At 33.5% G+C, this 13,032-nt stretch carries 12 protein-coding genes; 1 reads left to right on the forward strand and 11 read right to left on the reverse strand.

The genetic code is table 11. The features are described 5' to 3' along the window. Positions 1-59: 59 nt before the first annotated feature. From ACQY63_RS04415 to glmM, 10 genes are all read right to left on the reverse strand, one after another. The gene (locus ACQY63_RS04415) at positions 60-533 is read right to left on the reverse strand and encodes a COG2426 family protein (protein WP_302689772.1); all 474 of its coding nucleotides are present in this window, start codon (positions 531-533) and stop codon (positions 60-62) included. Positions 534-601: 68 nt separating this feature from the next. Next, entirely contained in the window at positions 602-1,366 is a 765-nt protein-coding gene (locus tag ACQY63_RS04420; protein ID WP_412622225.1) for a polysaccharide deacetylase family protein, read from the reverse strand. A gap of 61 nt (positions 1,367-1,427) precedes the next feature. Then, on the reverse strand, positions 1,428-3,572 hold the full coding sequence (locus ACQY63_RS04425) for a heavy metal translocating P-type ATPase (RefSeq protein ID WP_428244789.1): 2,145 nt from the start codon (positions 3,570-3,572) through the stop codon (positions 1,428-1,430). Between the two features lie 155 nt (positions 3,573-3,727). Further along, the gene (locus ACQY63_RS04430; RefSeq protein WP_022165829.1) at positions 3,728-4,111 is read right to left on the reverse strand and encodes an ArsR/SmtB family transcription factor; all 384 of its coding nucleotides are present in this window, start codon (positions 4,109-4,111) and stop codon (positions 3,728-3,730) included. Between the two features lie 274 nt (positions 4,112-4,385). Beyond that, positions 4,386-6,962 carry an ATP-dependent chaperone ClpB gene (clpB, locus tag ACQY63_RS04435; protein ID WP_302689768.1) on the reverse strand — a complete coding sequence of 859 codons (2,577 nt, stop codon included), beginning with the start codon at positions 6,960-6,962 and terminating at the stop codon, positions 4,386-4,388. Between the two features lie 213 nt (positions 6,963-7,175). Beyond that, a complete protein-coding gene (locus tag ACQY63_RS04440) occupies positions 7,176-7,376 on the reverse strand; it encodes a hypothetical protein (RefSeq protein WP_303000924.1) in 201 nt (66 codons plus the stop codon). Positions 7,377-7,396: 20 nt separating this feature from the next. Continuing rightward, the gene (locus ACQY63_RS04445; protein ID WP_428244790.1) at positions 7,397-7,969 is read right to left on the reverse strand and encodes a manganese efflux pump MntP family protein; all 573 of its coding nucleotides are present in this window, start codon (positions 7,967-7,969) and stop codon (positions 7,397-7,399) included. A 21-nt stretch (positions 7,970-7,990) separates the two neighbouring features. Further along, a complete protein-coding gene (hisC, locus tag ACQY63_RS04450) occupies positions 7,991-9,046 on the reverse strand; it encodes a histidinol-phosphate transaminase (protein ID WP_022165825.1) in 1,056 nt (351 codons plus the stop codon). Further along, a complete protein-coding gene (locus ACQY63_RS04455; protein WP_022165824.1) occupies positions 9,021-9,542 on the reverse strand; it encodes a VanZ family protein in 522 nt (173 codons plus the stop codon). Before ACQY63_RS04455 ends, hisC begins: the two co-directional genes overlap by 26 nt. Then, entirely contained in the window at positions 9,543-10,886 is a 1,344-nt protein-coding gene (glmM, locus tag ACQY63_RS04460; protein WP_022165823.1) for a phosphoglucosamine mutase, read from the reverse strand. It lies immediately after the preceding gene. A gap of 207 nt (positions 10,887-11,093) precedes the next feature. Between glmM and ACQY63_RS04465 the strand changes: the two genes are divergently transcribed. Continuing rightward, positions 11,094-11,285: a hypothetical protein gene (locus tag ACQY63_RS04465; RefSeq protein WP_117998888.1), complete on the forward strand. Its 192-nt coding sequence runs from the start codon at positions 11,094-11,096 to the stop codon at positions 11,283-11,285. A 46-nt stretch (positions 11,286-11,331) separates the two neighbouring features. Here ACQY63_RS04465 and ACQY63_RS04470 read toward each other — a convergent pair whose 3' ends face one another. Then, a complete protein-coding gene (locus ACQY63_RS04470; RefSeq protein ID WP_302689765.1) occupies positions 11,332-13,032 on the reverse strand; it encodes an ABC transporter ATP-binding protein in 1,701 nt (566 codons plus the stop codon).

The raw sequence follows: 13,032 nt of genomic DNA on the forward strand, positions 1-13,032 counted from the left end.
ATTTACTCCAATTTCCACGTTTGAAAACTTCAAACATTGTTGTAATCTCTATTCTTACGTTAAAATGCTACTGAAAAAGCTGTTACTCCCAATGCACTTAATGTTCCCATTATTACACCTGCAAGTAGTACTCCTCCCATACATGCAATAACACTTTTCTTAAAGTCCATGTCTAAAAAGCTTGCGGCTAATGTTCCTGTCCAGGCGCCTGTTCCCGGAAGTGGAATTCCTACAAAAAGAAGTAATGCCACATATAAACCTTTTCCTGCTTTTGACTTTAATTTCTCTCCACCACGTTCTCCTTTATCAAGACACCATGTGAAAAACTTTCCTATAACTTTCTTATCAGCCCCCCATATTAATACCTTTCTTGCAAAAAAGAAAATAAATGGTACCGGAAGCATATTCCCTATTACACAGATTATGTAAGATGGAACCATTGGCAAACCGAATACTGCTGCGTATGGTAGTGCCCCTCTTAACTCAACAATAGGTACCATTGATATTAAAAAAATTGTTAAATACTTAATCATACTATCCTCTTTTCTTGTTTTTTTACATCTATGACAGTATAACATCCGTGTATGTTTTTAACAATATTTTATTTGTTAATGTTCTTATTTTTTATTACTTTTACACTGTCTATTTTATCTATTGTAACAAATTCATAGCCTTTTTCCCGTAGATCATCAATTATAATAAACGCTGCATCCACTGAAGTTTTAAAAATATCATGTAACAAAATCACGTCACCATCGGAGGTGTTTTTAATCACTCTGTTGGCAACTATATTGGCATTTTGGTCTTTCCAGTCTTCAGGATCCACACTCCATAACACAATTGACATATCTGTTTCATTCATTAGCCTTTTGTCCCAGTCGCCGTAAGGTGGTCTTATATATTCCGGCTTTTTTCCTGTTAAATCCTTAATAATGTTATTTGTTTTTTCTATTTCATCTTTTCCCTGAGCATAGTTTACCTTTTTCAAATCAATATGGGAATAGGTGTGATTACCAATTATATGCCCTTCTCTTGCCATTCTTTTAACAACTGCTTTGCTGTATTGTATTTCCTGACCTGTCAAAAAGAACGTAGCTTTAACGCCACGTTCTTTTAAACCATCTAAAAGTATTTTTGTGTAAACTGTGCTTGGTCCATCATCAAAAGTAATTGCTACTTTTGGTTTCGATATTTTTGAATCTGTTTTTTTGATACCATTGTTTTTAACTTTTGGTTGTTTTTTATAAGTTGTAGTTTCATTAAGCCTGTTGTTTTTTTCATTTAGATTATTAATGACCAAAACGCCCCAAAGAAAAACATTTAGCACAACTAATGCAAAAATTACTAATACATATAATTTTTTCATAAAAAACCTTCTGTACATATTATTATTTATCTTATGAACATTTCTTACAGAATATGTTTTTCTATTTTAATTTTCCTGCTCTCATTGCATTTAAAATAGCAACCACGCATACACCAACATCTGCGAAAACAGCTGCCCACATTGATGCAATACCAACTGCTGCAAGTATTAATACTAAAACTTTAACAGCTAAAGCAAATATAATGTTCTGTTTAGCAATGCCCATTGTCTTACGGCCAATCTTAATTGCTTTGCCAATATTTTTAGGATTATCATCCATCAAAACAATGTCTGCTGCTTCAATTGCCGCATCACTTCCCATTGCGCCCATGGCAATACCGATATCAGCTCTTGCAAGTACAGGAGCATCATTTACACCATCACCAACAAACGCTAAAACTCCACTTGTTTTAAGAAGTTCCTCAACATGTCTTACCTTATCTTCAGGAAGTAATTCTGAATAAACACTGTCGAGATTTAATTCCTTTGCTATTTTTTCAGCAATTTCTTTTCTGTCACCTGTAAGCATAACAGTGTTTTTTACACCTAATGACTTTAACTGCCTAATTGTTTCTAATGATGTTTCTTTTACTGTATCTTCTATTACGGCATATCCTAAATACTGGTTATCAACAGCAACATAAACAATAGTTCCTATTTCCCCGGTTTTTTCGTAAGGAATCTTGAACATATCCAATAATTTGCCATTGCCGGCTAAAATTTCACTACCATCTAATTCTGCCTTAATTCCTCTACCATGAATTTCTTCAATCTTAATGTCTTTCTGTCTTGCCTGAATGCCATCAAATACGCTCTTGTCTTTGTTAATTAATTCATCCTTTAATGATTTTGCAATTGGATGATTAGAATACATTTCAGCAACAACTGCCATTTCAAGGAATTTCTTTTCGTCTACATTAGCATTAATCTTACTTACTTTGAAAACACCCTTTGTTAATGTACCTGTCTTATCAAATACTACAGTGTCACATTTTGAGATTAACTCTAAATAGTTGCTTCCCTTAACTAAAACACCTTTTGTTGAAGCGGCTCCAATTCCTGCGAAGAAACTAAGTGGAACTGAAATAACCAACGCACAAGGGCATGAAACTACTAAGAATGTAAGTGCTCTATAAATCCATGGGCTCCATACACCGTAGAAATCAGTAATGCTTGAACCTGTTGTTGCCATTATAAGTGGTGGCGCAATTGCCAATGCAATCGCTAGGCCAACAACTATTGGTGTGTAAACTTTTGCGAATCTTGTAATAAATCTTTCTGTTTTTGCCTTTTTGCTACTTGCATTTTCTACTAATTCAAGAATCTTTGAAACCGTTGATTCTCCAAATGCTTTTGTAACTTTAATTGTAAGAACACCGCTTACACTTATTGAACCACTAATAACAGCTTCCTTCGTGCCTACTTCTCTTGGAAGGCTTTCTCCTGTAAGACTTGATGTATCAAGCGTTCCCTGACCTTCAATAATTACACCATCAAGTGGAACTTTTTCACCAGGTTTTACAATAATTGTATCTCCTACTTTTACCTTGTTAGGATCAACCTTTTCAATAGTTCCATCTTTCTTTAATATGTTTGCATAATCAGGTCTGATATCCATTAATTCTGTAATAGAATCTCTTGACTTATCTACTGCATAATCCTGAAACAATTCCCCAACCATGTAGAACAACATAACGGCACAGGCTTCAGGATATTCGCCTACAATAAATGCACCTAAACTTGCAACTGACATAAGGAACTGTTCATCTAATGCCTTGCCCTTAAATAAGTTTTTAATGGCATTTAAAACAATGTCCTTTGCTGTAACTAAGTAAATAAGTAAAAATGCTACTAATTCTATGTTTTCCATTGTTGTATCACTAAATGACTTAAATAGTCCCGGTATATGGAAAACCACAAAAGCCACAAGGAATACTGCAACTCCCGCTATTGTTTTATTCTTTTCAATTTCTACACCATCTTCACAACAATCACATCCATGTCCATGACTGTGTCCATGTTCATGTCCGCAACAACAGCCATCGTGGTCATGGTCATTTACACAGCAATCATCGTGGTCGTGATGATGCTCATGATCATGTTCATGTCCGCAACAGCAGCCATCATGTTCATGATTATGTCCATGTCCTGCAGTATCGTCATGATGCATCATTTTTCTGTTTTTTATATTCTCCTGCAATCTCATCTCTTTTCCTCCTACTATTATATGTATTGTTCCTTTCCTTTGATTATCGGCATTTCGTCGAAAACATTCTAAAAATAAACTTCGTTCATTTTGTTTTCTCCTAAAAAATATGTATTGCCCTCCCTTTGGTCAGCGGCATTTTATTAAAAGAATAACTATTCCATTACATGCTCTAATCCACCATTTAAAATCGATTGGATATGATCGTCATCTAATGAGTAATATATAGTCTTTCCTTCTTTTCTGTACTTAACCAATCTCATCTGCTTTAAAATTCTTAGCTGATGAGATACAGCAGATTGAGTAAGTCCCAATCCCTGCCACAAATCACACACACATAATTCCTTGTTAGATAATGCGTATAGGATTTTAATTCTTGTTGAATCTGCAAACACCTTGAAAAATTCCGCCAAGTCACATAAAGTTCCTTCGTCAGGCATATTATGATCTAAATGTTCTATATCTTCTGCATGTTTCTTATTACAACAGTGGTCTATTTCTTCTTTCACTTCTACATCTAATTTGTCTTCTTTTTTCATATATCTTCCTTTCTTTCGTAAACATATGAATGATTGTTCATATGTTTATGATACTCATTTATATTTAATCTGTCAATACATATTTTTAATTATTGCAAATTCTCAAAATTCCATATTATAGAATCTAAATATATGTCATTTTATCGGCTTATTTTCATATATACTTAAATTTTCTTTATTAGTTTCAAAACAATCTCCAATTAAACAAAAAGAAACATTCCCATTGCATTTTCAGCAATAAGAATGTTTCTCTTTAATCTGATTCTCAATTATTTTATTTAACTACTAATTTATCACCTTCCACGTCAAATACAATTGTATCTCCAAGGCTTACCTTTCCTTCAAGGATTACTTTTGCTGCCAATGTTTCAACATTTTTCTGCAAATATCTCTTTAAAGGTCTTGCGCCATATACCGGATCATAGCCGTTATCAGCAACGTACTTTTTAGCTGCCGGTGTCAGGCTAATCTTTAATTCTTTATCAGCTAAACGTTCATTTAAATTATTAATAATTAAATCAACAATTCCACCAATATTTTCTCTTGTAAGTGGCTTAAACATTACTATTTCATCTAGTCTGTTTAAGAATTCAGGTCTGAAATGACCTCTTAAGTCATTCATTACAAGTTCCTGATTTTCTTCTTTAATATTACCCTGGTCGTCAATGCCATCAAGCAAATATGGTGAACCAATGTTAGAAGTCATTATTAAAATTGTATTCTTAAAATCTACAGTTCTACCCTGTGAGTCTGTAATACGACCATCATCTAAAACCTGTAAAAGTACATTAAATACATCAGGATGTGCTTTTTCAACCTCATCAAACAACACAACTGAATATGGTTTTCTTCTAACTGCCTCTGTTAACTGACCACCTTCATCATAGCCAACATATCCCGGAGGCGCTCCTATTAATCTTGACACACTGTACTTCTCCATATATTCACTCATATCGATTCTGACAATATTACTTTCATCATCAAACATGTTTTCAGCCAATGCTTTCGCAAGCTCTGTTTTACCAACACCTGTAGGTCCAAGGAATAAAAATGAACCAATTGGTTTTGTTGGGTCTTTAATTCCTGCCTTAGAACGTATAATTGCCTCTGTAATTTTTGTTACAGCCTCGTCCTGACCTATAACTCTCTTGTGAAGTTGTTCATCAAGATGTAATGTTTTGTTTCGTTCTGTCTCTGTTAATTTTGCAACAGGGATACCTGTCCAACGGGAAATAATTCTTGAAATTTCTTCATCAGTTACACTTTCCCTTACAAGTGACAAATCTTTATTTTTAACATTTGCTTCCTCTTCTTCTAACTGTTTCTGAAGTTCAGGTAAAGTACCATACTGTAACTGAGCTGCCTTATCCAAATTGTATTCGTTTTGAGCCATCTCAATCTCTTTTTTAACTGATTCAACTTTTTCTCTTAACTCCTGCAATCTGTTTACAGAATTCTTTTCATTTTCCCATTTTGCCTTTTTATTGTTAAAATCATCTCTTAACTCTGCAAGTTCTTTTTGAAGTTCTTCTAATCTTTCTTTGCTTAGATTATCTGTTTCCTTCTTAAGGGCAGCTTCCTCAATTTCTAACTGCATTACTTTACGTCTTAATTCATCAACCTCTGTTGGCATTGAATCCATTTCAGTTTTAATAAGGGCACACGCCTCATCTACTAAGTCAATTGCCTTATCAGGTAAAAATCTGTCCGTAATGTATCTGTCAGATAAAGTTGCTGCACTAACTAAGGCACCATCAGTAATTTTTACACCATGGAAAACTTCATATCTTTCTTTTAATCCACGAAGAATTGAAATTGTGTCTTCAACTGTTGGTTCATTAACCATAACAGGTTGGAAACGTCTTTCCAAAGCTTTATCCTTTTCAATATACTGACGATATTCATCTAAAGTTGTTGCGCCGATGCAATGCAATTCACCTCTTGCAAGCATAGGTTTTAACATATTGCCTGCATCCATTGCACCATCAGTTTTTCCAGCACCTACTATTGTGTGAAGCTCATCAATAAATAAAATGATTTCACCTTCACTATTTTTAACATCTTCAAGGACAGCCTTTAATCTTTCCTCAAATTCACCTCTGTACTTTGCACCTGCAACCAAGGCTCCCAAATCAAGGGCAAAAATCTTTTTGTCCTTTAAGCCATCAGGCACATCGCCTTTAACAATTCGCTGTGCCAAGCCTTCAACTGCTGCTGTTTTACCAACACCGGGTTCACCAATAAGTACAGGATTATTCTTTGTTTTTCTTGAAAGAATTCTAATTACATTTCTTATTTCAGAATCACGTCCAATTACAGGATCCAGTTTCTGGTTTCTTGCTTTTTCAACCAAATCCTCACCATACTTTGATAAAGCATCGTATGTACCTTCAGGATTATCTGATGTAACTCTTACATTACCTCTTACCTGTTCCAAAACACCTAAGAATCTCTCTCTTGTAATTCCATATTCTCTAAAAATTTCCTTAACTTCTTTGTTTGGTTTCTTAATAAGCATTAAGAATAAATGTTCAACTGAAACATATTCATCACCCATTCTTTTTGCTTCATCTTCTGCATTAATCAATACATCATTTAAAGCCTGACTCATGTACATGTTTCCGCCCTGAACTTTCGTACGTTTTTCAATTGCCTGCTCAATTCTATTTTTAAAGTGTTCAGGCTGAATTTCCATTTTTTCAATAAGTTTAAGAATTAAACTATCTTCTAAATTCACTAACGCATATATTAAATGTTCCTGATCAATTTCCTGGTTACCATACTGATTTGCTATCTTTTCAGTATTCTGTATGGCCTCAATTGATTTTTGTGTAAACTTACTTATGTTCATACAACCTACCTCCTTATATAAGTATGAAACGCCTTCCCGTTTTGTTCAGTGGCATTCCATACTTATTATAGTCCATTTCTTGAACTATTTATTAATATACAACTTATTTTTTATAAATCATTATTCATAAATTTAATATTTTGTTACTTTTTTGTTATGTAAAAATGTCTGAACACACCCGGTATTCAGACATTCTTAATTTATGTTATTTAATTATTTTTTCCAGTCTTCACCCATTTCAGAATCTATTTTTTCAAAAATAATTTCCTTAATTACAGTATTTACCGGCTTACCTTTATGGTCGCAATATGCCTTAAGTCGACTATACTGGGGTATTTGCATATCAAGAGGTATTCTCTTTAACTTCTTCATGTATTTAAGAGTTGCTCTTTTACTTGCTTCTGTGTATGGCATATTTCCTCCTTAATTGTGTTTTATAAATAATATTCTAATACAACCTTAATTCCTATAAGAATCAAAATTATACCACCTACTATTTCAGCTTTGGTTTTGTATTTGGAACCAAATATATTTCCAATAAAAACTCCTATTATTGAAATAATAAAAGTTGTAATTCCTATTAATGTAACTGACAGCCAAATGGATAAGTGAAGTTGACTTCCCATTGTACCAAATGTTATTCCAACTGCCAACGCATCAATGCTTGTTGCAATAGCCAGTCCAAAAAGTTCCTTAATTCCTACAACCTGTTTTCCATCAGTTTCCTCTTCTTCATTTCCCACTGATTCTCTTATCATGTTTGCACCGATAATTGTTAAAAGTACAAATGCTACCCAATGACTATACGCATTAATGTATTCAACAAACTTTGAACTTAACACATAACCAATGGTGGGCATAATAGCCTGAAATATTCCAAAAAACCCAGCGATCATCAGGCACTGTTTTAGGTCTACAACTTTCATTTTAAGTCCTTTACATATAGACACTGCAAAGGCATCCATGGAAAGTCCTATTCCAATAAATAAGATATCAATAACTCCCATAACTTCTCCTGAATATACTTTTTATTTAACTATTTCTTCTAACGCCTTAAAAAGCCTGTCCATCTCGTCATCAGTTCCAATAGTTATTCTAAGATAATTATCTATACGTGGTTTATTAAAATATCTCACATATATTTTCTTTTCTTTTAGTTTTTCAAAAATTATATTTGCACTAACATTTTTATGTTTTGCAAATATGAAATTTGCCTGAGAGTCAGCAAATTCAAAGCCTAAATCTGCTAATTTTTCCTTAGCGTTTTCTCTTGTTTTTATAATCTTGCCTACAATTTCCTTAAAATATTCATCATCCTTAATTGCAGCCACACCGGCAACAATGCTTGGCATGTTCATTGTATATGAATTGTAAGAGAATTTAACAGCTTTCATTGCACTTATTAAAGCTTCATTTCCAATTGCATAGCCTATTCTCATTCCTGCCATTGCTCTTGATTTTGAATATGTTCTAACTACAAGAAGATTATTATATTTGTTTACTAAATCAAGGGCTGTAACTTTGCCAAAATCAGCATAAGCTTCATCAACAATTACAACAACATCCTGATTATTTTTTATTATTTCTTCTATGGAATCTAAAGAGATTTCAATTGATGTTGGTGCATTTGGATTTGGAAAAATCACTCCACCATTTGGTTCGAAATAATCCTCAACTTTTATATTAAAGTTATCATCCAACTTCTTTGTTTCATATTTAATCTTAAACAAATCAGCCCACACATCATAAAAAGAATATGTAATATCCGGGAATAATATGGGTTTATTAGAATTAAAAAATGTAAGGAAAGCCATTCCTATTACATCATCTGAACCTACTCCAACGAAAACCTGATTGCTGTTTACATTGTAGTATTCTGCAATTGCATCTACTAACTCTGTAGCATCAGGATCAGGATATAATCTTAATTTATCCTTGTTCATGTTTTCCAATGCTTCCACAACTTTAGATGATGGTGGATAAGGACACTCATTTGTGTTCAACTTAATTACGTCATCAACCTTTGGCTGTTCTCCCGGTGTGTACGGTGTTACCTTTCTAACATTTTTTTCCCAAGCGTTCATCTTTCCTCCTAAATACCAGCCATGTAATTACCGTTATAAAAACTGCAGCTGTAAATCCTCCTAAAGTGTCAATAAATACATCCCTTACTCCAGGACTTCTTCCATCAACAAATCCCTGATGAAACTCATCAGTAGCCGCATATACCAATGAAATTGCTGTTGGTATTAATATAAATATTTTCTTTTTTATTTTTCTTATTGATTCAAATGAAAGTAAAAAACCTGACCATAAAAGTGATAATATTCCATATTCACCAAAATGCCCTGTCTTTCTCACAAAAAAACTAACCTGATTAAAATACTCCTGCTGCCTGTCCTTAGATAACATATTGCAGTCTTTTTTTATAAGTCTTATTATCTTAATTGTAATCCCATCGCTATAAGACTGGGACTGTTGACCATTTGCAGCTGAAAAATCAAATATAGTCATCATCCAGCAAACTATAAGAGCAATAAGAATAATTCTTACTGCCCATAGTGTTCTTTTCTTATTCATTTATACCGCATGACCTTTTTTCTTAATCACATCAATAACCTGGTCTACATACTTCTCTGCAAGTAAGTCTGATTTTGCTTCAACCATTACTCTGATAACAGGTTCTGTACCACTTTCTCTTAAAAGAATTCTTCCATCGTTACCAAGTTCCTCTGCAACCTTGTTTACTTCTGCCTGTACATCCTCATCTGCTCTTGCTTCAGGTTTGCTGATAACCTTAATATTCTTTAAGCACTGTGGATAAATTGAAACAGGACTTGTAAGTTCTGACATTTTCTTCTTAGATGAAATCATAACTTCCATTAACTTAATTGAAGTTAAAATACCATCACCTGTTGTAGCATGTTTGCTAAAAATAATGTGACCTGACTGTTCTCCGCCAAGTCTGTAGTCATTATTTCTCATACATTCATATACATACTTGTCACCAACATCTGTCTTTTCATAATTAATTCCCACTGCATCAAATGCCTTATATAAACCAATGTTAGACATAATTGTTGTAACAACTGTGTTATTATCAAGTTCTCCGTTTTGTTTTAAATAAACTCCGGCAACATATAAAATCAAGTCACCATCAACTAAATTACCATTCTCATCTACGCACAAACATCTGTCTGCATCACCATCATATGCAAAACCTACGTCTAAATGATTTTCCTTTACATATTTCTGTAAAACTTCAATATGTGTTGAACCACAATCCATATTAATGTTTGTTCCATTTGGCTCATTGTTAATTACATGAGTTTCTGCGCCTAATGCATCAAAAACACCTTTGGCAATTGATGATGCACTACCGTTAGAACAGTCAAGTCCAACCTTTATGTTTCTGTATGAATGTTTTGCAAGAGTCATTAAATAACCCATATATCTGTTTCTTCCCGCAAAGTAATCAACTGTTCTACCAATCTTATCACCTGTTGCATATGGTATAGAATCGAAATCATCATCAAGATATTTTTCTACCTCATCAATAACTTCCTGTTCCATTTTTTCGCCCTTACCATTAATAAGTTTGATTCCGTTATCATAGAAAGGATTGTGACTTGCAGAAATCATAATTCCACAGTCGAAGTTTTCTGTCTTAACAACGTATGAAACACTAGGTGTTGTTGTTACGTGTAAAAGGTATACGTCGGCTCCTGTTGATGTTAAACCTGCTGATAAAGCATCTTCAAACATGTAACTGCTTCTTCTTGTATCTTTTCCAATGGCTACAGAACATTTATGAAATCTTCCATAGTACCATCCAATAAATCTTCCTACTTTAAATGCATGCATTGCTGTGAGGTTCACATTTGCTTCCCCTCTAAATCCATCTGTTCCAAAATATTTTCCCATTTGTAATTCCTCCATCAGAATTTTATCCTTTCAATTATATAATATTAACTATTTATTTACAATGTTTTGAATAGTTTTTATGACCATATATATTATTTTGTATTTTTATGTCGCTAAAAGTCGATGAAAATTTTCCACAAATTTCACTTTAAATGCTATAATCTTGTGGAGGGTAATTACATATAACTTTTGGGGGAAGGTGATAGTGTGAATTTTGCCGAAGATACGTCTTTATTACAAGAAACAATGAAGTTGCAACAGGAAGTTGATAATTTGAAAAAAGAACTTTTTTTCGAAAAGCAACAACACAAACATTGGGAGGAGCTTGCAATGTTATTCCACGATGCCCTATGGGAGCAACTTACAACTACAGCTAAAGTAACAACGAAATATACATAAACAGCTCCAAAAAAGTCCGACACTTATTATGTCGGACTTTTTTTGTCTAAATATTTTTCACATGTAATATCTTATCTTTTATTATTATCTCTTTATTGCACACTTCCAGTGCAGCCTCTTTATGTGTTATTATTATAACCGTTTTCTCAGTTAATTTCTTTATTTCTTTTAGAACTTCTTTTTCTGTTTCAATGTCTAATGCTGATGTTGCTTCATCTAACAGAAGTATCGGCGCGTCGCTGATTAACGCTCTTGCTATTGCAAATCTTTGTGCCTGTCCTTCTGAAATGCCTAATCCCTTTTCGCCTATAACTGTATCCAATCCCTTAGGGAGTTTGTCTACAAAATCCTTTACACAGCTAATTTTTAAAGCTTCTTCCACTTCATCTTGTGTAGCTTTGTTGTTTGCTAACATTATATTCTCACGCAAAGTTCCACTAAACAGGTAGTTTCCCTGTGGTACATAAGAGAACAACGGTCTTGTTTTAGGACTTATTTCCATTATACTATTATTATCAAGCTCTAAATCAATTGAACCTTCTGTTGGCTTAAAAACACCTAGAAGTATTCGCATTAATGTACTTTTTCCAATTCCTGATATGCCCCTAATGGCAACGAAATCTCCTTTTGCAATCCTACCATTGCCACTTTCTATAATAGCAGACCTACCGTAACTAAATGAAATATTATTAATGTTTATTTCTTTTAATTTTTTATAAATTTCCTGCGTGTCTATCTTTGTTTCTTCCACATCTTCACTTGGAATTTTTTCAATTTCCTGTATTCTTTCAGCTGAGGCTATCATTGAGTAATACTGTGGTACGACTTTCGTAATATTTACAAAAGGTGTCTGCACCTGTGAAATCAACTGTAGCACCGCCGTAAGGGTTCCATAGGTCATCACCCCCATGCTAACTTTCATGGCACACCATATTAAGCCTAATAAATAACCACCGTTAAATACAAAGGAAAAGCCTGTGTTTGCCAGTATGCTTATGGTACGTCTTTTCATTTTTGTATTGTAATTTTCCTGCTGTAAAATTCTACCATTTGCTTCAAACTGTTCTTCTACGCCAAAAGTTTTAACAACTAATATACTCTCAATTGTCTCCTGAAAAAAAGACCTTACAGTGCCATCTGTTTCCTGAACTCTCTTGTGAAGATTTTTTAATTTTCCTCTAAAAAATAAAGTAACCACAAAGATTATTATGCCTGCTATTAAAAATACCAGTGTAAATTTCCAATCAAAAATAATTAAAATAACAAAAGCGCCCATAAACTGTGCTGCAAAATATAAAAACTGTGGGACAATATTTGCTATTCCCCCAGCCACAATTGCCACATCACCTGTTAATCTGTTCATTAGTTCGCCACTATGATAAACATTTATTTTGTCATATTCCTTGCTGATAATGTTTGCAAATAGGCTTTCTCTCATACTCATTTCCAATTTTGCCTGTATTTTCACAGACAGACTTTGTGCAAAAATTCTTAATATCATTCTTCCGGCTATTATACCGAAAATTATAATGCCATAAATAATAATTAAATTTTTGTAATGCACAAATTCTACATTCGTCTTTGACGTAGCTGCTTTTTGAGCGGTATCTATTGCAAACTTACTTGCCAATGCTAATATAGTGCCAATCAAAGCCAACACTATATTAGAAACACTTAGTGTAATAATCCATGGCATTTGTTTTTTACTATTTTTTATTGTCCATTTTAACCCTGAATTTTTATTCAT

Source organism: Eubacterium sp. Marseille-QA0814 (genome assembly GCF_965119675.1).
GTDB lineage: Bacteria > Bacillota > Clostridia > Lachnospirales > Lachnospiraceae > Eubacterium_G.